General features: G+C 55.4%; 23 protein-coding genes. 10 read left to right on the top strand and 13 right to left on the bottom strand.

The genetic code is table 11. The annotated features are described in order from the left end of the window. Positions 1–2: 2 nt before the first annotated feature. From OQV00_RS20725 to OQV00_RS20705, 5 genes are all read right to left on the bottom strand, one after another. Positions 3–821 carry a sugar phosphate isomerase/epimerase family protein gene (locus OQV00_RS20725; protein WP_100663396.1) on the bottom strand — a complete coding sequence of 273 codons (819 nt, stop codon included), beginning with the start codon at positions 819–821 and terminating at the stop codon, positions 3–5. A 66-nt stretch (positions 822–887) separates the two neighbouring features. Continuing rightward, positions 888–2,591, bottom strand: coding sequence for an FAD-dependent oxidoreductase (locus tag OQV00_RS20720; RefSeq protein ID WP_165552223.1), 1,704 nt, complete (start codon positions 2,589–2,591; stop codon positions 888–890). A gap of 10 nt (positions 2,592–2,601) precedes the next feature. Next, positions 2,602–2,922 (bottom strand): NIPSNAP family protein, encoded by a 321-nt coding sequence (locus OQV00_RS20715; protein ID WP_004858687.1) that lies wholly within the window; start codon positions 2,920–2,922, stop codon positions 2,602–2,604. Beyond that, the gene (locus OQV00_RS20710; RefSeq protein WP_015585030.1) at positions 2,919–4,613 is read right to left on the bottom strand and encodes an FAD-dependent oxidoreductase; all 1,695 of its coding nucleotides are present in this window, start codon (positions 4,611–4,613) and stop codon (positions 2,919–2,921) included. The genes OQV00_RS20715 and OQV00_RS20710 overlap by 4 nt, the downstream gene beginning before the upstream one ends. Continuing rightward, positions 4,610–5,431 (bottom strand): shikimate dehydrogenase family protein, encoded by an 822-nt coding sequence (locus tag OQV00_RS20705; protein WP_004858692.1) that lies wholly within the window; start codon positions 5,429–5,431, stop codon positions 4,610–4,612. Before OQV00_RS20705 ends, OQV00_RS20710 begins: the two co-directional genes overlap by 4 nt. A 152-nt stretch (positions 5,432–5,583) precedes the next feature. On the opposite strand from OQV00_RS20705, the gene OQV00_RS20700 reads away from it, so the two are divergent. Beyond that, on the top strand, positions 5,584–6,342 hold the full coding sequence (locus OQV00_RS20700) for an IclR family transcriptional regulator domain-containing protein (protein WP_004858693.1): 759 nt from the start codon (positions 5,584–5,586) through the stop codon (positions 6,340–6,342). Between the two features lie 51 nt (positions 6,343–6,393). Here OQV00_RS20700 and cyoE read toward each other — a convergent pair whose 3' ends face one another. The 7 genes from cyoE to OQV00_RS20665 form a co-directional block, all read right to left on the bottom strand. Next, positions 6,394–7,281 (bottom strand): heme o synthase, encoded by an 888-nt coding sequence (cyoE, locus tag OQV00_RS20695; protein WP_266279356.1) that lies wholly within the window; start codon positions 7,279–7,281, stop codon positions 6,394–6,396. A gap of 11 nt (positions 7,282–7,292) precedes the next feature. Continuing rightward, positions 7,293–7,622, bottom strand: a complete 330-nt coding sequence (locus tag OQV00_RS20690) for a cytochrome o ubiquinol oxidase subunit IV (protein ID WP_004858696.1) — start codon at positions 7,620–7,622, stop codon at positions 7,293–7,295. Next, positions 7,622–8,233 (bottom strand): cytochrome o ubiquinol oxidase subunit III, encoded by a 612-nt coding sequence (locus OQV00_RS20685; RefSeq protein ID WP_004129790.1) that lies wholly within the window; start codon positions 8,231–8,233, stop codon positions 7,622–7,624. The genes OQV00_RS20690 and OQV00_RS20685 overlap by 1 nt, the downstream gene beginning before the upstream one ends. Continuing rightward, on the bottom strand, positions 8,223–10,214 hold the full coding sequence (cyoB, locus tag OQV00_RS20680) for a cytochrome o ubiquinol oxidase subunit I (protein ID WP_004858703.1): 1,992 nt from the start codon (positions 10,212–10,214) through the stop codon (positions 8,223–8,225). The genes OQV00_RS20685 and cyoB overlap by 11 nt, the downstream gene beginning before the upstream one ends. A gap of 19 nt (positions 10,215–10,233) precedes the next feature. Continuing rightward, positions 10,234–11,181 carry a cytochrome o ubiquinol oxidase subunit II gene (gene cyoA / locus OQV00_RS20675; RefSeq protein WP_004858705.1) on the bottom strand — a complete coding sequence of 316 codons (948 nt, stop codon included), beginning with the start codon at positions 11,179–11,181 and terminating at the stop codon, positions 10,234–10,236. Between the two features lie 480 nt (positions 11,182–11,661). Beyond that, positions 11,662–13,137 carry a muropeptide MFS transporter AmpG gene (ampG, locus tag OQV00_RS20670; protein ID WP_004858707.1) on the bottom strand — a complete coding sequence of 492 codons (1,476 nt, stop codon included), beginning with the start codon at positions 13,135–13,137 and terminating at the stop codon, positions 11,662–11,664. A 43-nt stretch (positions 13,138–13,180) separates the two neighbouring features. After that, entirely contained in the window at positions 13,181–13,759 is a 579-nt protein-coding gene (locus tag OQV00_RS20665; protein ID WP_004858708.1) for a lipoprotein, read from the bottom strand. A 427-nt stretch (positions 13,760–14,186) separates the two neighbouring features. Between OQV00_RS20665 and bolA the strand changes: the two genes are divergently transcribed. The 9 genes from bolA (at position 14,187) to OQV00_RS20620 (ending at position 24,669) form a co-directional block, all read left to right on the top strand. Further along, complete coding sequence (bolA, locus tag OQV00_RS20660; RefSeq protein WP_015585028.1) at positions 14,187–14,504, top strand: transcriptional regulator BolA; 318 nt, start codon at positions 14,187–14,189, stop codon at positions 14,502–14,504. 342 nt (positions 14,505–14,846) lie between these two features. Then, positions 14,847–16,145, top strand: a complete 1,299-nt coding sequence (gene tig, locus OQV00_RS20655) for a trigger factor (RefSeq protein WP_004858711.1) — start codon at positions 14,847–14,849, stop codon at positions 16,143–16,145. A 358-nt stretch (positions 16,146–16,503) separates the two neighbouring features. Continuing rightward, positions 16,504–17,127: an ATP-dependent Clp endopeptidase proteolytic subunit ClpP gene (clpP, locus tag OQV00_RS20650; protein WP_004858713.1), complete on the top strand. Its 624-nt coding sequence runs from the start codon at positions 16,504–16,506 to the stop codon at positions 17,125–17,127. A 132-nt stretch (positions 17,128–17,259) separates the two neighbouring features. Further along, positions 17,260–18,534, top strand: coding sequence for an ATP-dependent protease ATP-binding subunit ClpX (gene clpX, locus OQV00_RS20645; protein ID WP_004858716.1), 1,275 nt, complete (start codon positions 17,260–17,262; stop codon positions 18,532–18,534). Between the two features lie 183 nt (positions 18,535–18,717). Then, a complete protein-coding gene (gene lon, locus OQV00_RS20640; protein ID WP_266280708.1) occupies positions 18,718–21,072 on the top strand; it encodes an endopeptidase La in 2,355 nt (784 codons plus the stop codon). A gap of 207 nt (positions 21,073–21,279) precedes the next feature. Next, positions 21,280–21,552, top strand: a complete 273-nt coding sequence (gene hupB, locus OQV00_RS20635) for a nucleoid-associated protein HU-beta (RefSeq protein WP_002444653.1) — start codon at positions 21,280–21,282, stop codon at positions 21,550–21,552. 213 nt (positions 21,553–21,765) lie between these two features. Further along, a complete protein-coding gene (gene ppiD, locus OQV00_RS20630) occupies positions 21,766–23,640 on the top strand; it encodes a peptidylprolyl isomerase (protein WP_004858720.1) in 1,875 nt (624 codons plus the stop codon). Positions 23,641–23,788: 148 nt separating this feature from the next. Beyond that, positions 23,789–24,157, top strand: a complete 369-nt coding sequence (locus tag OQV00_RS20625) for a helix-hairpin-helix domain-containing protein (protein ID WP_266279354.1) — start codon at positions 23,789–23,791, stop codon at positions 24,155–24,157. A gap of 110 nt (positions 24,158–24,267) precedes the next feature. Next, positions 24,268–24,669, top strand: a complete 402-nt coding sequence (locus OQV00_RS20620) for a YbgC/FadM family acyl-CoA thioesterase (RefSeq protein ID WP_004858725.1) — start codon at positions 24,268–24,270, stop codon at positions 24,667–24,669. Positions 24,670–24,884: 215 nt separating this feature from the next. Here OQV00_RS20620 and queC read toward each other — a convergent pair whose 3' ends face one another. Then, the gene (gene queC, locus OQV00_RS20615; RefSeq protein WP_004858727.1) at positions 24,885–25,580 is read right to left on the bottom strand and encodes a 7-cyano-7-deazaguanine synthase QueC; all 696 of its coding nucleotides are present in this window, start codon (positions 25,578–25,580) and stop codon (positions 24,885–24,887) included. Positions 25,581–25,619: the final 39 nt, after the last annotated feature.

The following is a 25,619-nucleotide window of genomic DNA, read 5'->3' as shown; positions in this document are numbered from 1 at the left end:
CCTTATGCGCAGGTGTGCAGGTAAGACTGCGCGGCATTGAACAGCAACCGCGCGCGGTTGAGGGCGGGCAGAGCGCCCTGGGCGCCGCTTAACGGGACTTCCAGCGATACCGGTAGCGTCGTCGGCAGCGCGGACATCAGCCCATGCAGATCCAGCCCGCCTTCGCCCGGCACCTTCCGCGCGGCGCGGGCCTGGTGGATCAGTTCCTGTTCGTTATCGGGAATCTGCGCCGGAGCGTCACACAGCTGCATATAGTTGAGGCACTCTGGCGGCAGGTCGGCGAGGCTGGAGAGCGACTCTCCCGCGCGCCAGAAGTGGATGGCGTCAATCAGAATCCCAATATCCGCTCGCCCGCTGGCCGAAATCAGCCGCCTGGCGTCAGCGATAGTACGCAGCTGGGTCCACGGCATGGGCTCCAGATTCATGGTTAAGCCATACCCCCGGCCGGCTTCGGCGAGCGCGGCAAGATTTTCAGCGCTGCGGGTCAGGTGGTTATCGTTGCCGGCCACCAGCACCTGACGAGCGCCCAGGCGCGCGGCGGTTTCAAGGAAGTTTTCCAGGCGGGCATTAAGCGAAAAGTCGCTCGTCAGACGCACGATTTCGACATCTGATACGCGAATACCGGTCTCCATCAGCGCAGAGAGCGTTGCGCGAACGGTCGCGGTATCGCCGAGCATATCGTAGTCAGGATCGGTCGGCGTGGCAGGGAGCAGACGCAGGCCGACATGAGTAAAGCCGCTTTGTGCCGCGATCCGCACCTGTTCCGGTGGCGGAACGTCGAGCACGGTGAGCGCGGCGAGGGACAGGGTTCGCATGTTCATAAAAGACTCCGGTACAGTTGCAGGTGATTGTTGTTATGTGTACTGCCGTCCCTGGTAAGATGTCGGTTACGATGCTGTTTTTGTTATATTGGCGGCCAGTGTTTTCCCCACCAGATAGCCAAAGGTCATGGCCGGACCGAGCGTAATACCGCCGCTGGGGTAGTACCCCTGCATCACGCTCGACATATCATTGCCAATGGCGTAGAGGCCAGCGATCGGCTGCTGATGCGCATCCAGCACTCGCGCCTGTTCATCGGTTTTCAGCCCGCTAAAAGAGCCCAGCGAACCCGGTAAAATACGCACCGCATAAAAGGGCGCATGGCGCAGCGGACCCAGCGTTGGATGATGAGGATGCCTGGCATCCCCCTGGGCCCGGTTATAGGCCGAGACGCCGCGCTGAAATTCCGGGTCCTCTCCTCGCGCGGCGTAGTCGTTAAAACGCGCCACCGTCTCTGCCAACTGCCCGCCATCGATGGCGCAATGTTCCGCCAGCGCCGCCAGCGTGGGGGCCGAGTGGAGATAGCCCGTGCGCAGCCATGCTGCCGGCGAAAATGGAAAGGGGCGGGCGTGGCCCAGACCATAGCGGCGCAGCGTCCGGCTATCGGCCAGCAGCCACGCTGTCGGCTGCTCTCCCGCAGGCGTTGCGGCCAGCAGCGCGGCAATAAAGTCGTGGTAGGAGTCGGCTTCATTAGTAAAACGCTTTCCATTGGGCAATACGGCGATAAACCCCGGCTTCGCGCGTTCAACCAGGTGCGGGAAGACCAGCTGCAGGCCGCTTGCGAGGGTGACGCGGGAGACCGGTGCCCAGGCCATGGCGTGTTTGAGCGAGGCGTCGAACTGACCGCCGACCGACTCCCCGAGCCGGATACCGTCCCCCTGATTACCCGGCGGCGCGGCGGAGAAGTGGCCATAGCCGTCCGCTGCATGGGGAACCTGCTGCGCCAGGCGTTGGCGATCGTGTGGAAAGCCGCCGCAGGCGAGGATCACGGCGCCGGCGTGAACCTCAATATCGCCATCATCGCTACGCAGTACCGCGCCGCTGACCCCGGTCGATGATGTCAGCAGGCGAGCGACGGGGGCATTCAATTGAATACTGACGCCAGCGTCGAGCGCCGAACGCAGCAGGCGGCCCATCAACGCGTTACCATTAACCAGATACTGCCCGCGGCCAGTTCGCAGTCGCTGCCAGCCGTGGCGCAGCAGACGCCGGGCGGCATACAGCGCCGATCGCGGGGAGCGGGTTGCATTAAAAAAGTGCGCCATGTCGCTACCGCCGGCGATGCCCATGCCGGCGAGGCTGATGGTTTCCAGCGGCGGGCGCAGACGATGCAGCCAGTCGCCAAGCAAGCGTCCGTCAAACGGTTGTGCCGTCACCGAACGCCCCCCCTGGGCGTAGCCCGGTGACATGTGAAAATCCGGCATCTTACTGCCGGAGAGAAACTGCACCGCCGTATGGCGGCGGAAGAAATCGATCATCTCCGGGCCCTGCTGCAGGAAGGTGAGCAGGCGGGCATCGGCGGGCTGACCACCCATTTCATGCTGCAGATAGGTTAGCGGCGCGTCCTCTTGTTCCTGAATGCCCTCTTCGCGGGCGAGCGGGTTGCGCGGTATCCACAGCCAGCCGCCTGACCAGGCGCTGGTGCCGCCGACGACCGACTCTTTTTCGGCCAGCAGGACGCTGGCGCCCTTGAGGGCGGCGGTCACCGCGGCGGAAAGCCCCGCCGCGCCGGAACCGACGACCAGCACATCCACCTTTTTATGCCCGCTCATCTCCGGCTCCTTATTGCAGTGGTGAAAAATCAACAGGACGCAGCAGGACCGACTCCAGCCGCTCAACGGCCGCCAGTTCGCGGTTTTTACGCGAGAAGGTCAGCCAGCGTTCGTCCTGCGCCATGCGCGCCCGGCGTACCAGGCGATCGTCGAGGCTCTCGTAAGCCCAGATATGCACCACCTGATTCACGACGCCGATTTCGGTGAAGAAAAAACCGATCAGCTTACCGAGGTGCTCGGTCTGGACCGCGTAAGCATCGCTTTTGTACAGCGCCAGCCAGTCGGCCATTTTCAGCGGATTGAGGGTGTAGGTGCGTTTTTCATAGATCATGATGTTTCTCCTGTTGATGGGGTTAGTTGGTGTGTCATATGACGGGCACAGAGATAGCCGAAGGTCAGCGCCGGGCCGAGCGTAATGCCGGGACCGGGGTAGGTGCCCGCCATCATGGAATCCATATCGTTACCAACGGCATAAAGGCCTTGGATCGGCTGACGTTGTTGATTAAGGACCTGGGCATTCTCGCTGGTGACCAGGCCTCGCGACGTGCCTAAATCTCCGGTGTAGAGGGTGATGGCATAAAACGGAGCCTTCAGCAGCGGGGCATTGCAGGCGTTCGGTTGATGGCCCGGATCGCCCATCGCGCGGTTATAGCTGTTACCGCCTTTGGCGAATTGCGGATCTTCTCCCTGCGCGGCATCGCGGTTGTAGCGGGCCACCGTCCCGGCGAGCGCTTGTGCGTCAAGTCCCAACTGTTGAGCAAGCCGGGCGAGGGAGTCCGCTTTGTGCAGGTAGCCGGCCTCGATCAGCGCATCGTTGTTAACCGGCGCGGGCCGCGCAAGACCGAGGCCGTAGCGTTTCATCGCCAGGGCATCGCAGATCAGAAAACAGGGGGCGTTTTCGGGTTGGCTTTGCATGGCGCTGGCGAAGTGGTGGTAAGAGTTTGATTCGTTGACGAAACGTTCCGCCTTTTGGTTGACGGCGATAACTCCCGGCTTGGCCCGGTCGGTGACCAGGTGCGGGAAGCGTTCTTCGCGCCCGTCGGCGTGGCGCAGTACCGAGACCGGCGCCCAGAAAAAATTGGACGGCAGGTCGGCGCCTTCGCAGGCGTTGAGTGCGCTGGCGAGACGGAAGGCGGCACCATCATTGCCGGCTGGCGACATGGAGTAATGCTCGCGGGTATGCGGCCGGTAGCGTGCCGCCAGCTCTCCTGCGGCAAAGCCGCCGGCGGCCAGCACCACGCCGCAGCGCGCCTGTAAGGTCTCTTGTCGGCCGTCGCATTCAATATTGACGCCGGTGACCGCGCCCTGATGCTCAATCAGAGAAAGGACGTTGACGTTCAGCCGGAGCGTCATGCCTTTGCGCAGCGCCACGGTGGCCATGCGGGCAATCAGGGCGTTACCCATCGCCAGCCGGGTACCGCGCGGGTGGCTGATGCGGTCGCGCGCATAGCGTAGCAGCAGTTTCGCGCAGTGCGATAACGAGCGCAGCGAGCGGCGCATGTCCAGAAAATGCTGGATATCCACGCGGTTGACCATCATGCCGCCAAATAACAACATTCCCGGTGGGGGAGCGCGCAGATCGCGAAAGCGATCGCCGAGCTGGCGCCCGTCGTACTCCACAACCTCCAGCGCGCGTCCGCAATCAACGGCGCCCGGCTCATCAGGATAATAGTCCGGTGAGAGGGAGCGCAGACTGTACTTCACCGCGCCCTCTTTTTCGAGGAACGCCAGCGCCTCGCGCCCGGAAGCGACAAACGCATCGACGATGTCCGGACGATAGTTCTGTTCGCCGACGATCGTTTTCAGGTAGGTTTTGATCGCGTCCGCCGCGCCGCTTTTCCCCTGCGCACGCGCCTGATCGGTATCGTTGATCCATACCGCTCCGCCGGAGATTGCCGAGGTACCGCCAAACTGCGGCGCTTTTTCCAGCATCAGCACCGACAGCCCTTTGCAACAGGCCGTGACCGCGGCGGCAAATCCGCCGGCGCCGCTACCGATGACAATCACATCCCAGCTTTTCATGCCGCGGCCCCCTGTTCCTGCGGGATGGCTCCGATGAACTGCCCCATGAGCTTCATCTGCGCCAGCGCCATTTCGGGGCCGGTTTGTACCACGCAGCCGCGCGCCTGGGCGAAAGTCAGCAGCGGCGTGATTGCCGGTGCGGTAACGACGTCCGCGACATGGGTTGTCGGGGTGAGGGTTTCCAGTAAAGCCTGCGGCAGCGGCAGCGGATCGAAGTTTGCCATCCCGGCCGGAGAGCCGTTTACCAGCAGATCGAGACCGTTCAGGGTGTCAGGCAGCGCGGTGAGTTGGACCTGGGGGAAATGGGTGGCGAGGCGGTTATGCAGCAGCTGCAACGTGGTCGGATTCTGGTCGTGTAGCGCCAGCTGGCGGATACCGGCTTCACACAGCCCCCAGGCGATGGCGCTGCCGACGCCGCCGCAGCCGGAGAGCAGCGCGCTCTTTCCTTCAGCCTGAAAACCGTGGGCCGCCGCGGCCAGAGAGAAACCGACGCCATCCAGCATATCGCCCTGCAGACGACCATCCGCCAGTTTGCGAATGACATTCACCGCGTTGAGATGGCGGGCACGCGGCGTTAACTCATCCACCAGCGTGGCGGCGCGCTGTTTATGCGGCACGGTGACCAGTACACCGCTCATGTTCAGCCATCCGCGTAACGCCAGCAAATAATCCGCCACCGCTTCCGGGGCGATATCGACCGGGATCATCACGCTGTCCATCTGCTGGTCGGCGAAGTAGCGGTTGAAGTTTTCCGGTGATTTAACCTGAGTAATCGGATGGCCGATAACGGCAACGACCTGCGTGAATCCACTGACCATTTCAAACCTCATTTGTTAAATGAATGTTGTGAAAGTATTTCAGCGGAACCTGAGAGCGACAACGCAGAATTCGGACGTATTGGTTGTTAATCGCACCACCACTGCGATAATCGCAGTGAATCGATGGCAATGTTGCAGAAATGTGAGCTGATATGCAAAACACAATACATCCGCGCGATTTGATAGTCGGTCTGCAAAAAGGACTGGCCTTGATCCAGCTTTTTTCCAAAGATTTTCCCCGGCTCAGCGTACCTCAGGCGGCGAAAATGAGTGGCCTGACGCAGAGCGCCGCGCGACGTTTTCTGCTGACGTTGCTGCACGAACGCTATGTACAGACCGACGGGCGCTACTACTGGCTGACGCCAAAAGCGCTGCGCCTGGGGCAGGCCTATGTTGATTCGGCCCAGTTCCCGCGCATGGTCCGCCCCATCGTTGAGTACATTGCCAGCCGCACGGAAGAGCATGCGTCGGTAGGGGTGATTGATGAAGATGAACTGGTGTATATCGCGCGCAGCAAACATACGCCGTTTAACTCGACCTCGGTGCGGTTAGGGGAGCGGGTGCCAATATTCTGCACCGCCGGCGGGCGACTCTGGCTGGCCTCGCTGCCGGAAGACGAGTGCGAGATGATTTTGCGGCGAATCAAACGCGAACAGCGCACGCCGTATACGGTGACGGACGTGGCGATGCTGATGGACAAAATTGCGCTGGTGCGGCGCCAGGGGTTTGCCACTATCGAGCAGGAGTTTGAAATTGGGATGCTGGTTCTGGCGGTGCCTCTATCCGACAGGGAAGGGATGTACTGGGGGGCGCTGAGCCTGACCTCTCATCAGTCGCGGACTTCGCTGGATGCGTTGTGTCGCGACCATCTGGATCTGCTGTATAGCGCGCAGGCGATGCTGGTGGGATAACTCCGGGCAATAAAAAACCCCGCCGGAGCGGGGTTTGTCAGAGCGACAATCTTATCTGACGTAGGCCAGCAGATTGTGTGAATCCGGCACCATAAAGTCGACGGACATCATGACCGACAGCGCGGTAATGGCGACGATAGAAAAGACGAACAGCTTACGCGCCCAGACTTTATCATCCGCCACTTTGTAACCGCGCAGCGCCATCCCCAGCCACCAGACGCTCACCGCGGCCGCAACGACCAGGTATTTATACCCGGCGTAGCCACCCAGCGACAGCATCAGCGTAGCGACAGCAAAAGCCACGATGTACAGCGTAATGTGGTTTTTCGCCACGGAAATACCTTTCACGACCGGCAGAACCGGAATGTTCGCCGCCTGATAATCCTTGAAGCGGAAAATCGCGATGGCGTAGGAGTGAGGCATTTGCCACAGGCTGAAGATAGCCAGCAGAATCGCCGCGCCGCTATCGAAATTACCGGTCACCGCACAGTAGCCAATCACCGGCGGCGCAGCGCCGGAGAGAGAACCAATCAGCGTGCCGTAGACGGAGTGGCGTTTCATGTACAGGCTGTAGACGCCGACATAAACCACGAACCCCATCACCCCCAGCCAGCAGGCCAGAGGGTTAGCGCCAAACCACAGGAGCATGAAGCCAGCAATACCCAGCAAGGTGGCGTATACCAGCGAAACTTGTGGCGAGATCAGCCCTTTGACCAGCACCCGGTTTTTCGTCCGTTCCATCTTACGATCGATGTCACGGTCGATGTAGTTGTTGAATACACAACCCGAGGCGACCACCAGGGACACCCCAAGGAGCGTCCATGTAAACAGCGGATAGTCGATGTGGCCCTTGGAGGCCAACAGGAAACCGCCGATCACGGAGATCAGGTTGCCAAAAATGATGCCAGGTTTCGTTACTTGCAGGTATTGCTTAAACATACTTGCCGCTCTTAGTGCATCATCATGTTGTAGTTCAGGTTCCACATAATCCAGATGGAGCCAACAACAACGATAGCAATGATGATTACGGTGAAGATAAACGCGGTCAGGTTCCAACCTTCGTCAGACTTGCTGTTCATGTGCAGGAAGTACACCAGGTGTACCAGAATCTGCACAACAGCAGTGACCAGGATAGTTCCCAGAATAGCCGCATGCGATGCGGAGCCACTCATAACCATAGCAAACGGAATAACCGTCAGAATGATCGACAGGACGAACCCTGTCATGTAGCTCTTTACGCTGCCGTGAGAAGCGCCGTTATGATCGCTAGAATGACTCATTACATTGCCCCCATCAGATAAACAACCGAGAACACGCAGATCCACACAACGTCCAGGAAGTGCCAGAACAGGCTCAGGCACATGATACGGGTGCGGTTAGTGTTGGTCAGACCACGACGTGAAACCTGAACCATCAGCACCGCCATCCAGATCAGACCGGAGGTGACGTGCAGACCGTGGGTTCCGACCAGCGCGAAGAACGCTGACAGGAAGCCGCTGCGATCCGGGCCCATACCTTCAACAATCAGGTGATGGAATTCATAGAGTTCCATCGCGATGAACCCTGCCCCGAAGAGGAAGGTCAGCGCCAGCCAGGAGACAACCTGGCTCTTGTTGTTTTTGTACATGGCGATAGCCGCCATGCCGTAGGTGATGGAGCTGAACAGCAGCAGCGCGGTTTCAACCAGAACGAACGGCAGTTCAAAAATATCTTTACCGGTCGGTCCGCCAGCCGTGCCGTTCACCAGAACGGCATAGGTAGCAAACAGGGTGGCGAAGATAATGCAGTCGCTCATCAGGTAGATCCAGAAGCCGAATACCTTCATCGGCCCTGTATCGTGGTGCCCGTGTTCATGCGCGTGGGCGTTATGCGCAAGAGTATCAGTTGCCATTTTTCAGCCCTGCTTTGTTAATCTCATCGAAATGCTGATTTTCCAGTTTTTCGACTACTGCAACCGGCACGTAGTAATCCACGTCCTCGTCAAAGCTCTTAATAATCCAGGTCACCAGGATACCGACGAAGCTTGCAATCGCCATCCACCAGATGTGCCAGATCATCGCGAAACCAAACACCGTTGCGAAAGCAGCAATAACGATGCCCGCGCCGCTGTTTTTCGGCATATGAATCTCTTCATAGCCAGCCGGTTTCTTATACGCTTCGCCTTTTTCTTTCATTTCCCAGAACGCGTCACGTTCGTGAACGACAGGAACGATAGCGAAGTTGTAGAACGGAGGCGGAGAAGAGGTTGCCCACTCCAGAGTACGGCCGCCCCACGGGTCACCGGTCAGGTCGCGGTTCTGTTCGCGATCGCGGATAGACACGTAGAACTGAATCAGCTGGCAGAGGATACCGCAGGCAATCAGCGCCGCACCGCATGCCGCAACAACCAGCATCGGGTGGAACTGCGGGTCAATCTGCTGGCTCAGGCGACGGGTCATCCCCATGAAGCCCAGCACGTACAGCGGCATAAATGCAACGAAGAAGCCGATGATCCAGAACCAGAAAGCGCGTTTGCCCCAGGTTTCGTTCAGCGTGAAGCCAAAGGCTTTCGGCCACCAGTAGGTCAGACCAGCAAAGCAACCGAATACCACACCACCGATAATGACGTTATGGAAGTGGGCAATCAGGAACAGACTGTTGTGCAGCACGAAGTCCGCGCCCGGTACCGCCAGCAGAACGCCGGTCATACCACCAACAGAGAAGGTCACGATGAAGCCGATAGTCCACAGCATGGCTGAGTTGAAGACGATGCGGCCCTGGTACATGGTGAACAGCCAGTTGAAGATCTTAACCCCGGTCGGGATGGCGATAATCATGGTGGTAATACCGAAGAAGGCGTTGACGTTCGCGCCGGCACCCATGGTGAAGAAGTGGTGCAGCCAAACGATGAACGACAGAACGGTAATACACACTGTTGCCCATACCAGCGAGGTGTAGCCAAACAGACGCTTACGCGAGAAGGTTGCAGCGATTTCGGAGAACACCCCGAAGACCGGCAGAACCAGGATATACACTTCCGGGTGGCCCCAGGCCCAAATCAGGTTGATGTACATCATCATGTTGCCACCCATATCGTTGGTAAAGAAATGGGTGCCCAGGTAGCGGTCCAGGGTCAGCAGCGCGACGGTGACGGTCAGGATTGGGAAGGAGGCGATAATCAGGATGTTGGCGCACAGAGATGCCCAGCTAAATACTGGCATCTTGAACATCGTCATGCCAGGGGCACGCATCTTGATAATGGTCACGAAGAAGTTAATACCGGTTAACGTCGTACCAATACCGGATAGCTGGAGAGCCCAGATCCAGTAATCGACCCCAACGCCCGGACTGTACTCGATTCCCGACAGCGGCGGATAGGCCAGCCAACCGGTCTGAGCGAATTCACCGACGCCCAGAGACAAGTTAACCAGAATCACGCCCACAACGGTGAACCAGAAGCTCAGGTTGTTGAGGAACGGGAAGGCAACGTCGCGCGCACCGATCTGCAGCGGAACCACGAGGTTCATCAGACCGATAACAAACGGCATCGCTACGAAGAAGATCATGATAACGCCGTGGGCGGTAAAGATCTGATCGTAGTGGTGAGGCGGCAGGAACCCTGCTTCCCCGGCCGAGGCCAGCACCTGCTGGCTACGCATCATAACGGCGTCAGCGAAGCCACGCAGCAACATCACGATTGCTACGATGACATACATGATACCGAGTCGTTTGTGGTCGACCGAAGTCAGCCACTCATTCCAAAGGTAGGACCACTTACCGAAGTAAGTGATTGCCGCCAGAAGCGCCAGTCCCCCGATGATAATCGCAGCCACCGTAACCACAATAATGGGTTCGTGGTAGGGCACTGCATCCAGTGTAAGTTTTCCGAACATCGTTTTCTTCCTCGGCCCCTTAGTGAGCGGTTTCCGCGTGGCTCATGTCCATGCCTTCCATCCCTTCGTGCGCTGCGTGCTCGCCTTCAGGTTGGGACATATCCATGCTCTTGCCATGAGACATAAATTTGTTCACAACATCTTTAAACAAATCCGGTTTCACGTCAGAGAAGTATTCCACTTTGTTGTATTCGCTAGGCGCAGCCAGTTTGTCGAAGGCCGCCATGGAGTCCATAGTGTTCGACGACTGTTTCGCTTTCGCTACCCACTGATCGAAGGTTGCACGATCCGGCGTGGCGATAGCTTTGAACTTCATACCAGAGAAGCCCGGGCCGCTATAGCTTGCGGAGATACCGTCATAAGTGCCAGTTTCATTCGCGATGAGGTGCAGCTGAGTCTGCATCCCGGCCATTGCGTAAATCTGGCTGCCTAAACGTGGGATAAAGAACGAGTTCATCACGGAGTTAGAGGTCACTTTGAAGTGTACCGGTACGTTCGCCGGGAAGGCGATTTCGTTGACGGTAGCAATACCCTGTTCCGGATAGATGAAGAACCATTTCCAGTCCATCGAAACAACTTCGATGACGATCGGTTTCTCTTCGTGAGCAAGCGGTTTGCTTGGCTCAAGTGCGTGAGTGGTTTTCCAGGTCAGAACGGCCAGGAACAGGATGATCAGAATAGGAACCGTCCAGACCACAGCTTCAACTTTGTTGGAGTGTGACCAGTTCGGGCTATACTTCGCATCTTTATTACTCGCACGATACTTCCAGGCAAATCCTACTGCCATTAAGACGGCGGGAATAACGACAATCATCATCAGGCCAAAGGCCGTCAGTATCAGAGAACGTTGCTCCAGTCCAATCTGTCCTTTTGGGTCAAGGAGCGCAGAATCACAACCACTGAGTAATACAGTACCTGCGATTAATGACATCCATCCCAAACTTTTATTGTATTTCCTAAGTCTCATTGAACGACCTCAATTCCACGGAATCTGGTGGCGCTTAAAGTGTACGGGCATTTTACGGGAAGGTTGCATTACTGTAAACATGATTGGGGCTGTGTCAGTTCTGTGTTAGCGGGTTCTGCTCGCTTTGTCACATATGTAACCGAGTGTGACGCTGATGCTTGCAAAGCACGTTATATGCAGGATCTATAACGAAAGAGATAAGAATGGATGGGCTTATGGGGTAATGAGTATAAACATCCGAAAAATAACACAACTAATTAACAATTAATTATCAAATAAAAGACATTGCGCGGCGGCGATATTAAATCGCTTTTGCTGAATCGGTTAAATTATTTAATGTTTTGAATAAAAGTTGTCAATAACTTCCAAAAATGTAAAGCGCACAAAACAACAAATGAAAAATGAACAATATAAAATCGTTAATAAGCCGTTATAATTACGATCAGTGATTACAACGGCTAATAACAGCGCAATGATGCGTTAAATCAGCGCACTCTTCCGTAACGCCAGATAATCCAGCAGACTTCCGAGCACAACGCCGGCGATGGCGGTGAGGGCCGCAATTTCCAGTAGCGTGGGCAGGAAGGAAAAAGAGGTGAAGTCGAGGGCATTGAGTATCAGCAACAGCAGCCATATGCCCAGCATCAGCGAACCCACGGCCAGAATCAGCAGCGCCAGCGTATAGGTCTGTGGATAGTCCGTGCGCGGAATAAAGCTTCCGGTGCGTTGCGTGTACTCCAGGGTTTGCCGGCAGAGCAGCAGGAGCACAATTCCCGGGACGGCGGCAAAGACAGAGAACAGATAAAACGTCGGCCAACCGTGAGCTTCGACGAACCAGCCGGCAATGGGCCCGACGTACACGCGACCGACTGCCGATAGCGCGGACAGCAAAGCAAACTGGGTGGCGGAAAACGATTTATTACACAGGGTCATTAACAGGGCGACAAATGCCGCCGTGCCCATACCGCCGCACAGGTTTTCGAAAAAGACCGCCGTCGCCATGGAGTAAAGATGTTTATCGGTAATCGACAGCAGCCAGTAGCCGGCATTGGATACGCCCTGTAGCACGCCGAAAATCAGCAGGGCGCGAAACAGAGTGAGGCGCTGCATGAGTACGCCGCCGTAAAGTGCGCCAACAATCGTCGCGAAAAGTCCCAGCGTTTTATTGACCATTCCCACCTCGCCGGCATCAAAACCGACTCCGCGAATCAAAAACGTGGTGGTCAGACTCATCGCAAAGGCATCGCCGAGCTTATAAAGGACGATTAACAGCAGGATCAGCCAGGCGTTGTTACGTCCGAAGAAGTCGCGCAGCGGTTCGGCGACCGCCTGTTCGAGGCTTTTTGGTACCGGAATCACATCGCTCGGTTCTGGCGCCAGCAGGGTGGCGATAATGCAGGGAATCAGCAGCACGGCCATCAGCCAGTACATTCCCTGCCAGCCGAGCCAACGGTCAGCCAGCCACAGCGCCAGGCCACCGGAGACCAGCATCCCCAGGCGATAGCCCAGCACGCTGATGGCCGCGCCAGCGCCGCGCTCCTCTGCCGTCAGCACATCGGTTTTCCACGCATCGAAGACGATATCCTGCGATGCGGAGCAGAAGGCGATAACGACCGCTAATGCGGCCATCCAGCGGAGCTGGGTCGAAGGCTCAAGGAATCCCATGGCGGCAATGGCGATAAGCAGCAGAAACTGCGTGGTCAGCAGCCAGCCGCGGCGCCGGCCAAGAAACGGCGGCGTGTAGCGGTCCATTAACGGCGACCAGAGAAACTTAAAGACGTAAGCCTGGCCAACCAGCGAGAAGAAGCCGATCGTTTTCAGATCGATATTTTCAACGGTCATCCACGCCTGGAGCGTGCCGGAGGTCAGCGCCAGAGGCAAGCCGGAAGCAAACCCTAGGATCAGCAAAATAGCTGATTTAGGCTGCTGGAAAATGCGTAAGTAGTGGTTGGACATGGCTTATGGCGCCAACCCGGCGCAAGGCCGGGTTGGCGAACGATCAACGCGCGTTTTGCTTGATGAAATCATGAATGCTGGTGTCCTGCGCCATATCGGCGATGGTATCGGTCAGGACGCTGTTCACCGCATTGGCGATATTCTGGTTGGAGGCCTGGAAGGCGCCTTCAACAGAGTAGCTTGCGCGATAGTTTTTGGTCATTTTGGTGCCGTTCGCGGCGGTGGCGATAATCGCGATATCTGCCTTCGTGGCGATGTTGTAGCGCACGTTGCCCTGGGAAACGTCGGCATACAGTTTATTCACGATAATCTGCAGATCGACTGCGCCGTTCGGCCCAATCATATAACCGCGCGCGGTCATTTGTTTTTCCAGCACTTCCTGCAGCAGGAAGCGCAGGTCGCGGGAGGCGGTCAGCGTAACCTGTTGGTTATCGCGGGTGACCTTCGCCAGCGCCTGATCCGGACGCTGGTCCGCACCGTTAATGCTGACGGTGACGCCCATCAGGCTTGGGTCCTGCTGCGGCAGGCTCATTTTCGGCGATACATCAATGGTAGTCGGAGGCGTCGCGCATCCTGCCAGCATAAACATCGCGACCAGCGGGAAAAGAATTTTCTTAAACATGTTCAGGGTCTCAGCGCATGGTGTTGTTATACCCGTCATACTTCAGGCAACGGTTGCGTTAGCGGCTCTTGTTCGCCCTCGTCACTCGCTTCAGCAAGCGCCTGAGGACTCTCCCGTTTGTAGCCTTTCCGTCGCTCAAATCTATTTCGGGTCATTGAGGAAAATTACCGCCATCATAACATCGCCAACGGCGAGGGGAAGTGGCAACGCATGTAAATTCATCGCGTTGTACATTTTATCGCCGTCTCCCATTTTTATCGCGATCCAGGCGGACGTTCTGGGGGAGAGAGTGAGTAAACTTGATACTTTTGAATGAAAATATCAGAAGAATGCTAATTTTTTGTTGTTTTCCCCTAATGGAAGCGGTAAAAGCGGCTAACATTTAAAAGGAATGGCGGCATCTCAGCGTTGTCGGAGGAGAAAATTCATGATGATACGTGAACAGATCGAAGCAAAACTTAGGGCAGCGTTCGACCCCGTGTATCTCGAAGTCGTGGATGAAAGTTATCGCCACAATGTCCCGGCTGGCTCTGAAAGTCATTTTAAAGTGGTGTTGGTGAGCGATCGTTTCACCGGCGAGCGTTTTCTGAACCGTCACCGTATGATCTACGGTACGCTGACTGAGGAGCTGTCGAGCACTGTGCATGCGCTGGCGCTGCATACCTATACGATTAAAGAGTGGGAAGGGCTTCAGGACACGGTATTTGCATCTCCTCCTTGTCGCGGTGCGGGAAGTATCGCCTAGAAATCGTATTTGCAACCGCGGGAACTTTTCCAGTATGTTGCGTGAAGATTTATCAAAAAACGGCCTGCGGGCCGTTTTGTTTTGTCTGAAAATGTGTGCAGTGGGCGCTTTTAAAGACAAATTTGCGCGGGAATTGTGAAAAATGCCGCAGCCGTGGGCGACAACCGTTCTCGACTCACAAAAGTGATGCCGCTATAATGCCGCGTCTTATATGAATGTCTTCGGGATGATTCTGGCGACAGGGAATGTGTTTCTGATTGAAGAGGGCATCCCGGTTCTGCGAAGCAACGTACACGCGCTTCCAGAGTTGACCGAGCACTGTGATTTTTTTGAGGTAACAAGATGCAAGTTTCAGTTGAAACCACTCAGGGCCTTGGGCGCCGTGTAACGATTACTATCGCCGCTGACAGCATCGAGAATGCTGTCAAAAGCGAGCTGGTCAACGTGGCGAAAAAAGTTCGCATTGACGGCTTCCGTAAAGGGAAAGTGCCGATGAATGTTGTTGCTCAGCGTTATGGCGCATCCGTTCGCCAGGACGTGCTGGGCGACCTGATGAGCCGTCACTTCGTTGACGCGATCATCAAAGAGAAAATCAATCCAGCCGGCGCACCGAACTACGTTCCGGGCGAATACAAGCTGGGTGAAGACTTCACCTACGCGGTAGAGTTCGAAGTTTATCCGGAAGTTGCGCTGCAGGGTCTGGAAACTATCGAAGTTGAAAAACCGGTTGTTGAAGTGACCGAAGCTGATGTCGACACCATGCTGGACACGCTGCGTAAGCAGCAGGCTAACTGGAAAGACAAAGATGGCGCTGTTGATGCAGAAGACCGCGTAACCATCGACTTCACCGGTTCTGTTGACGGCGAAGAGTTCGAAGGCGGCAAAGCGACTGACTTCGTACTGGCGATGGGCCAGGGTCGTATGATCCCAGGCTTTGAAGACGGTATTAAAGGCCACAAAGCGGGCGAAGAGTTCACTATCGATGTGACCTTCCCGGAAGAATACCACGCAGAAAACCTGAAAGGTAAAGCGGCTAAGTTCGTTATCAACCTGAAGAAAGTTGAAGAGCGCGAGCTGCCGGAACTGACTGCTGAATTCATCAAACGTTTCGGCGTTGAAGATGGTTCCGTAGAAGGTCTGCGCGCTGAAGTGCGTAAAAACATGGATCGCGAGCTGAAAGGCGCCGTGCGTAACCGCGTGAAGTCTCAGGCTATCGAAGGTCTGGTTAAAGCGAACGACATCGACGTGCCGGCTGCCCTGATCGACAGCGAAATCGACGTTCTGCGTCGTCAGGCTGCTCAGCGTTTCGGTGGCAATGAGAAGCAGGCTCTGGAACTGCCGCGCGAACTGTTCGAAGAGCAGGCTAAACGCCGCGTAGTTGTCGGTCTGCTGCTGGGCGAAGTGATTCGTACCAACGAGCTGAAAGCTGACGAAGAGCGTGTTAAAGGCCTGATCGAAGAGATGGCTTCCGCTTACGAAGATCCGAAAGAAGTTGTTGAGTTCTACAGCAAAAACAACGAACTGATGGACAACATGCGTAACGTCGCGCTGGAAGAGCAGGCTGTTGAAGCCGTTCTGGCAAAAGCGAAAGTGTCTGAAAAAGCCACGACCTTCAATGAACTGATGAACCAGCAGGCGTAATTTCGCCCACGGTTTAACGTTCAGGTAAAACCCGTTGCCGAGAGGCGGCGGGTTTTTTTTTATCGCAGCAATAGCTTCAGGATGAGTGCGAAAACGCGATATCAATGATAGCGTTACGACAAAAGCTTGTTATGCTTGAATTATGATTGCATCGTCCCCACAACGAGGAGACGAAACTGCACGCGTGAAATCATGCATAATGACGAAGCGTGTCTGTCGGGATTTGTTCAGGTTACGGGCGTAAGGCCGATATCCAGGTAATTTGAACGATGACGGACAGAAGACTCTGGCTGATAATCCGTCCATAAGGTTACAATCAGTGCGGCAGGTTTATTCAAAATTAATCCAGGAGACGGAAATGTCATACAGTGGCGAACGAGATAACTTTGCACCCCATATGGCCCTGGTGCCGATGGTCATTGAACAGACCTCGCGCGGTGAACGTTCTTTTGATATCTACTCCCGTCTGCTCAAGGAACGCGTCATCTTTCTGACCGGCCAGGTGGAAGACCACATGGCGAATCTGATCGTGGCGCAGATGCTTTTTCTGGAAGCAGAGAACCCGGAAAAAGACATTTATCTGTACATTAACTCTCCGGGCGGGGTGATCACCGCCGGGATGTCGATTTACGACACCATGCAGTTCATCAAGCCTGACGTGAGCACCATTTGTATGGGCCAGGCGGCATCGATGGGCGCGTTCCTGCTGACCGCAGGGGCAAAAGGCAAGCGTTTCTGCCTGCCGAATTCCCGTGTGATGATCCACCAGCCGCTGGGCGGCTATCAGGGTCAGGCGACGGATATCGAAATTCACGCCCGCGAGATCCTGAAAGTGAAAGGGCGGATGAATGAACTGATGGCACACCATACGGGTCAATCCCTTGCGCAGATTGAGAACGACACCGAGCGTGACCGTTTCTTGTCAGCCTCCGAAGCGGTGGAATACGGCCTGGTCGATTCCATTTTGACCCATCGTAATTGATGCCCCTGGCGCAAGGGGGCCGCTATACTTGTCTGGAGTAGGGCGGCACAACGCTTATCAGCGGCTTGCGCCTGAGAATGGCATTTGCGTCGTCGTGTGCGGCACAAAGAACTTAATAAGAGGTTTGGACTCATGACAGATAAACGCAAAGATGGTTCGGGCAAACTGTTGTATTGCTCTTTTTGCGGCAAAAGCCAGCATGAAGTGCGTAAGCTGATCGCCGGGCCATCCGTGTATATCTGCGACGAATGCGTTGATTTATGTAACGACATCATTCGCGAAGAGATTAAAGAAGTCGCGCCGCATCGTGAACGCAGTGCGCTGCCGACTCCGCACGAAATCCGCCACCACCTGGACGATTACGTTATCGGCCAGGAGCCGGCGAAAAAAGTGCTGGCCGTTGCGGTATACAACCACTACAAACGCCTGCGCAATGGTGATACCAGCAACGGTGTTGAGCTGGGTAAAAGTAACATTCTGCTGATCGGGCCGACTGGTTCCGGTAAAACGCTGCTGGCGGAAACGCTGGCGCGTCTGCTGGATGTACCGTTCACCATGGCGGACGCCACCACCCTGACCGAAGCCGGTTATGTCGGTGAAGACGTCGAAAACATCATTCAGAAGTTGCTGCAGAAATGTGACTACGACGTACAGAAAGCGCAGCGCGGTATCGTGTACATCGATGAGATCGACAAAATTTCCCGTAAATCGGATAACCCGTCGATTACCCGCGATGTCTCCGGCGAAGGCGTGCAGCAGGCGCTGCTGAAGCTTATCGAAGGAACCGTTGCCGCGGTACCACCGCAGGGCGGGCGTAAGCATCCGCAGCAGGAGTTCTTGCAGGTTGATACCTCCAAGATTCTGTTTATCTGCGGCGGCGCGTTTGCCGGTCTGGATAAGGTTATTTCCCATCGTGTCGAAACCGGTTCAGGTATTGGTTTCGGCGCGACGGTAAAAGCCAAATCTGACAAAGCGAGCGAAGGTGAGCTGCTGTCTCAGGTTGAGCCGGAAGATCTGATCAAATTTGGTCTGATTCCGGAGTTCATCGGTCGTCTGCCGGTCGTTGCAACGCTGAATGAGCTGAGCGAAGAAGCGCTGATTCAGATCCTGAAAGAGCCGAAAAATGCCCTGACCAAACAGTATCAGGCATTGTTTAACCTGGAAGGCGCTGAGCTGGAGTTCCGCGATGAAGCGCTGGACGCGATCGCCAAAAAAGCGATGGCGCGTAAAACCGGTGCTCGTGGTCTGCGTTCCATCGTTGAAGCCGCGCTGCTCGATACCATGTACGATCTTCCGTCAATGGAAGACGTGGAAAAAGTGGTCATCGATGCTTCCGTTATCGACGGACAAAGCAAGCCGTTGCTGATCTATGGCAAACCGGAAGCGCAGCAGGCGTCTGGTGAATAATTAGCCAACTTGCTCAAGCAGTTAACAAAAAGGGGGGATTTTATCTCCCCTTTTATTTTTCCTGCATTCCCGCCGTTGAATGTGTGGAATACATCCCCATATACTGGATTACATATTAACGGCGTCGCGATGACGAGTCGTGCCGCTGGCTACCTGGCGGACTTTAAACTAAGAGAGAGCTCTATGAATCCTGAGCGTTCTGAACGCATTGAAATCCCCGTATTGCCGTTGCGCGATGTGGTGGTTTATCCGCACATGGTCATACCCCTGTTTGTAGGGCGGGAAAAATCTATCCGTTGTCTTGAAGCGGCTATGGACCATGATAAAAAAATCATGCTGGTTGCGCAGAAAGAAGCTTCGACGGATGAGCCGGGTGTAAATGATCTTTTCACCGTCGGGACCGTGGCGTCAATTTTACAGATGCTGAAGCTGCCTGATGGCACCGTCAAAGTGCTGGTTGAAGGCCTGCAGCGCGCGCGTATTTCTGCACTGTCTGATAACGGCGAGCATTTTTCAGCGAAAGCAGAGTACCTGGAATCGCCGGTGATCGACGAACGCGAGCAGGAAGTCCTGGTGCGCACCGCGATCGGTCAGTTTGAAGGCTACATCAAGCTGAACAAGAAAATCCCGCCGGAAGTGCTGACGTCGCTCAACAGCATCGACGATCCTGCGCGTCTGGCTGATACCATTGCTGCGCACATGCCGCTTAAGCTGGCAGATAAGCAGTCCGTCCTCGAGATGTCCGACATTAACGAACGTCTGGAATATCTGATGGCGATGATGGAATCGGAAATCGATCTGCTGCAGGTTGAGAAGCGTATTCGCAACCGCGTGAAAAAGCAGATGGAAAAGTCTCAGCGTGAGTACTATCTGAATGAGCAGATGAAGGCCATCCAGAAAGAGCTTGGCGAGATGGACGATGCCCCGGACGAGAACGAAGCGCTGAAGCGCAAGATCGACGCGGCAAAAATGCCGAAAGAGGCGAAAGAAAAAACCGAAGCGGAACTGCAAAAGCTGAAGATGATGTCGCCGATGTCGGCGGAAGCGACCGTCGTACGCGGCTACATCGACTGGATGGTGCAGGTGCCGTGGAGCGCGCGCAGCAAGGTCAAAAAAGATCTGCGTCAGGCTCAGGAGATCCTCGATACCGACCATTACGGCCTGGAGCGCGTGAAGGATCGTATCCTTGAGTATCTCGCAGTACAGAGCCGCGTCAACAAGCTGAAAGGGCCGATTCTGTGCCTGGTTGGACCGCCGGGGGTGGGTAAAACCTCGCTGGGCCAGTCCATCGCTAAAGCCACCGGCCGTAAGTACGTGCGTATGGCGCTGGGCGGCGTGCGTGATGAAGCGGAAATCCGCGGTCACCGCCGGACCTACATCGGCTCAATGCCGGGCAAACTGATCCAGAAAATGGCGAAAGTGGGGGTGAAAAACCCGCTGTTCCTGCTGGATGAGATCGACAAAATGTCCTCCGACATGCGCGGCGATCCGGCCTCAGCGCTGCTGGAAGTGTTAGATCCGGAACAGAACGTGGCGTTTAACGACCACTATCTGGAAGTGGACTACGATCTGAGCGATGTGATGTTTGTGGCGACCTCTAACTCCATGAACATTCCGGCGCCGCTGCTGGATCGTATGGAAGTGATTCGTCTGTCCGGTTATACCGAAGACGAAAAACTGAACATCGCCAAACGTCACCTGCTGTCTAAGCAGATTGAGCGTAATGCGCTGAAGAAAGGCGAGCTGACCGTAGAGGACAGCGCGATCGTCGGGATTATTCGCTATTACACCCGTGAAGCGGGCGTGCGTGGGCTGGAGCGTGAAATTTCCAAGCTGTGCCGTAAGGCGGTTAAACAGCTGCTGCTGGATAAGTCACTGAAGCACATCACGATTAATGGTGATAACCTGCATGATTTCCTTGGCGTGCAGCGCTATGACTACGGTCGTGCGGATAGCGAAAACCGCGTCGGCCAGGTCACCGGTCTGGCATGGACGGAAGTGGGCGGCGATCTGCTGACCATCGAAACCGCCTGTGTGCCGGGTAAAGGCAAGCTGACCTATACCGGTTCGCTGGGCGAAGTGATGCAGGAGTCTATTCAGGCTGCGCTGACCGTGGTCCGTTCGCGTGCGGATAAGCTGGGAATTAATTCGGATTTCTACGAAAAACGTGATATTCACGTTCACGTTCCGGAAGGGGCGACGCCGAAAGACGGTCCGAGCGCCGGTATTGCGATGTGTACCGCGCTGGTCTCCTGTCTGACGGGGAATCCGGTACGCGCTGACGTCGCGATGACGGGGGAAATTACCCTGCGTGGTCAGGTGCTGCCAATCGGCGGTCTGAAGGAAAAACTGCTGGCGGCACATCGCGGCGGCATTAAGACTGTTCTGATTCCTGATGAAAATAAACGTGACCTTGAAGAAATTCCAGATAACGTTATTGCCGATTTAGATATCCATCCGGTGAAACGAATCGAAGAAGTTCTGACACTTGCGTTGCAGAACGAACCATTCGGCATGCAGGTCGTCACGGCAAAATAGTGATTTCGCGCAAATAGCGCTAAGAAAAGTGGGGCTGGGAAGTAAATTCGTACTTGCCAGCCTTTTTTTGTGTAGCTAACTTAGATCGCTGGCAGGGGGTCATCTACAACTCTGTTGTAAGGGCATGACAGTCCTGATATAACTGCTGCGCGGTCGCACCACGAAGGATTCTGGTGCGATATAAATTATAAAGAGAGGAAGAGAACAGTGAATAAATCTCAACTGATTGACAAAATTGCTGCGGGTGCGGACATTTCTAAAGCTGCAGCCGGACGTGCGTTAGATGCTTTAATTGCTTCTGTTACTGAATCTCTGCAGGCTGGAGATGACGTTGCGCTGGTCGGGTTTGGTACCTTTGCTGTGAAAGAGCGCGCTGCCCGTACTGGTCGCAACCCGCAAACAGGTAAAGAAATTACCATCGCTGCTGCCAAAGTGCCGGGTTTCCGTGCCGGTAAAGCGCTGAAAGACGCGGTAAACTGATCGGCTTCCCATCAGGGAATGTGACGAAGTACAAGGGCGCATCGCGAGATGTGCCTTTTTTATTTGCCCGGAACCCGACTTTATGTGTGTTTGTACGCACTTGTGGGCTGACAATCACCCCATTTTCTTGTCAAAATAGGTCCTCACGCGCGGCAGCCATCACGTGCTATGCTGCGCGAGCTAAAGTCATCTACAGCGGAGCGTTGTTACACCATGATGGACAACCTACGCACGGCCGCCAATAGCGTCGTGCTCAAGATTATTTTCGGTATCATCATTATCTCGTTCATTTTGACCGGGGTGAGTGGTTACCTGATTGGCGGCAGTAACAATTATGCCGCGAAAGTTAACGACCAGGAAATTGGTCGCTCACAGTTTGAAAATGCCGTTGCCAGCGAACGTAACCGTATGCAGCAGCAGCTTGGCGATCAGTTCTCTGAACTGGCGGCCAACGAAAACTACATGAAAACCATGCGTCAGCAGGTGCTGAACCGTCTGATTGACGAGTCGCTGCTTGACCAGTACGCCCGCGAACTCGGACTGAGCGTCAGCGATGCTCAAGTCAAACAGGCTATCTTCCAGACTCAGGCTTTCCAGACTGACGGCAAATTTGATAACGAACGTTTTAGCGGTATCGTGAATCAAATGGGCATGACCACCGATCAGTACGCGCAGGCGCTGCGCAACCAGCTGACAACTCAGCAGCTGATTAATGCCATTGCCGGTACTGACTTTATGCTGCCCGGTGAATCCGATCAGCTGGCTGCGCTGGTATCCCAGCAACGCGTAGTGCGTGAAGCCACCATCGATGTCAATGCACTGGCGGCGAAGCAGACGGTGACCGATGAGGAAGTCAACGCTTACTACCAGCAAAACCAGGCCCGTTTCATGGCGCCGGAGCAGTTCCGCGTGAGCTACATCAAAATGGATGCGGCTGGCATGCAGGAGAACGCCTCTGACGAGGAAATCCAGTCCTGGTATGATCAGCATCAGGATCAGTTCACGCAGCCGCAGCGTAACCGCTACAGCGTGATTCAGACCAAGACCGAAGCCGATGCCCAGACGGTTCTGGATGAGCTGAAGAAAGGGGCCGATTTCGCCACCCTGGCGAAAGAAAAATCTACCGACATTATCTCTGCCCGCAACGGTGGCGATATGGGCTGGATGGACGATGCTGCGACGGTACCAGAGCTGAAAAATGCCGGTCTGAAAGAAAAAGGCCAGCTTTCTGGCGTGATTAAATCTTCCGTTGGTTTCCTGGTTGTTCGTCTTGATGATGTTCAGCCGGCGAAGGTTAAACCGCTGGCCGAAGTTCGCGATGATATCGCGGCGAAAGTGAAGCAGGAAAAAGCGCTGGATGCTTACTACGCGCTGCAGCAGAAAGTGAGCGATGCCGCCAGCAATGATAACGAATCGCTGGCCAGCGCCGCACAGGCTGCGAATGTGAAAGTGACCGAAACCGGCTGGTTTGGGCGTGACAATTTGCCAGAAGAGCTGAACTTTAAACCGGTTGCCGATGCTATCTTCAACGGCGGTCTGGTGGGCGAGAACGGTACGCCGGGCAGCAACTCCGATATCATCACCGTCGATGGCGATCGCGCCTTTGTTCTGCGTATCAGCGAGCACAAAGCGGAAGCCGTGAAGCCACTGGCAGATGTGAAAGCGCAGGTTATCGATATCGTCAAACATACCAAAGCTGAACAGCAGGCGAAGCTGGATGCAGACAAGCTGCTGGCCGCGCTCAAAGATGGTAAAGGTGACGAGGCGATGAAAGCCGCAGGTTTAAGCTTCGGCCCGGCGCAGACGCTGGCACGTACCGGTCAGGATCCCTTGAGCCAGGCGGCGTTTGCTCTGCCGCTGCCGCAGCAGGGTAAACCTGTCTACGGTATGGGTAGCGACATCAAAGGCAACGTGGTGCTGCTGGCGCTGGATGAGGTCAAAGCCGGCGACATGCCGGAAGCGCAGAAAAAAGCCATGGTGCAAGGCATCACGCAGAACAATGCTCAGATTGCTTTCGAAGCGCTGATGAGCAACCTGCGTAAGTCCGCGAAAATTAAACTCGGCGATGCTATCGACCAACAGCAATAATTTCGTGACGCTTCGCAAAAATCAGTAACGTGATGTAATCCTCAAAGGCCGCTTTCGCGGCCTTTTCCATTTCTGCGGTTTGTCTTTTGTACTCTATTTCCACCCTCGCTATTGTGATCCCGCTGTCTACAAACAAGGAGATAACAGCATGAAACGTGGATTGAAAACGCTTATTGCCGCCGCCGTACTGGTTTGCGCGGCAGGACATCAGGGTGTACTTGCCGCCCCTTCCAGCGGGAAAATGTCGGCGACGGCAAAGGAGAGCGTGCAGACGCCGCAGGCGAAGGTGCCTGAGACGTTAAACGCGACTGAGAATGATGGAATCAGGGTGAGTATCAATAGTGCCAGCGCAGAGGAGCTGGCAAAGGCTTTGAATGGCGTCGGTCTGAAGAAAGCGCAGGCAATCGTGAGCTATCGCGAAGAGTACGGACCATTTAAAACCGTTGACGATCTTAAGCAGGTCCCGGGGATGGGGCACTCGCTGGTGGAGAGAAATCTGTCACATCTGAAGTTATAAATTTTCAGCACAAGTTTGCACAGTCGTCATTATTTGCCAGAATGAAGAGGTCACATAAGTGGTGTGACCTCTGACCTCAAAACAACAATGAAAGATAAGGCATGTGCGCTATGCAGACACAAATCAAAGTTCGCGGCTATCATCTCGACGTCTATCAGCACGTCAATAATGCGCGTTATCTGGAATTTCTCGAAGAGGCGCGTTGGGACGGCCTGGAAAGCAGCCCGGCTTTTCACTGGATGACCGCACGCAACATCGCCTTCGTGGTGGTGAATATCAATATCAATTATCGCCGCCCGGCGGTGTTAGGCGATGTGCTTACCGTCACCAGCAAACTGGAACAGCTGAACGGGAAAAGCGGAACATTAAGCCAGGTGGTAACTCTCAATCCTAACGGCGAAGGGGTAGCCGATGCGCTAATCACCTTTGTCTGCATCGATCTTAAAACGCAGAAGGCGCTGCCGCTGGAGGGGGAACTGCGCGAGAAACTGATTCAGCTGGAGCCTTGCTGACAGGCCAGTCGGAGGCATGTGTCCCGGATGCGCTATCGCGCATCCGTCTCAGCTAACGGCCATAGAGAAAATGCCGGGCGGTGGCTGATGCCTTACCCGGCCGACGGTGCGTTGCGGATTTGGTACTGGAATTGCGCTGACCGGCTACGGGCTTGATGTCATGCGCGGATCTTACAGGCCCGGTATGGCGTCAGCCGCTACCGGGAAATGACCGGTTACTGTAGCCCGGTTTTCTGTTTCATCACTGCCATAATACCCGGCCGATCGGCCTCGTACTGGCTTAGCCCGTTGGCGCGCAGGTTACAGGCCGCGCACTGTCCGCAGCCGTCGCCTTTAATGCCGTTATAGCAGGTCAGGGTTTCATGGCGCACCAGTGCTAACTGGCCCCAGTAATCGGCTAAGGCCCATGTCTCGGCTTTGTTAAGCCACATCAGCGGCGTCTCGAAGCGAATATCTTTCGCCATTCCGAGGCTGACGGCATGGTGCAGCGCTTTCACGAACTCATCGCGGCAGTCCGGGTAGCCGGAAAAATCGGTTTCGCACACGCCGGTAATGATCGCCTCTGCCTTAACCTGGTAGGCGTAAATCGCCGTCAGGGTTAAAAACAGGATATTACGCCCGGGCACGAAGGTATTCGGGATACCGCTGGCTTCCGGCTCATAGTCCGGCACCGGGATGTTATCGCGGGTCAGGCTGCTGACGGCAAGCTCGTTAAGCAACGTCACGTCGAGCACCTTATGGGCAACGGCGCCCAGCTTTAACGCCAGAGAGCGAGCGACGTCAATTTCCGCGCGGTGGCGTTGGCCATAATCAAAAGTGACGCAGTGCACTTCATCGTACTGTTGCAGAGCCTGCACCAGGCAGGTCGTTGAATCTTGTCCTCCGCTGAAGACAACTACGGCGCGTTTCATGGCAATTCCTGACAATCAAAGTGAAAGCGATATGGTAGC

This window comes from Klebsiella sp. DY2415 (assembly GCF_026314315.1).
Taxonomy (GTDB): domain Bacteria; phylum Pseudomonadota; class Gammaproteobacteria; order Enterobacterales; family Enterobacteriaceae; genus Klebsiella; species Klebsiella ornithinolytica.
The sequence above is the reverse complement of the archived record's forward strand: the minus strand, read 5'-3'. Positions and strand labels throughout refer to the sequence as shown.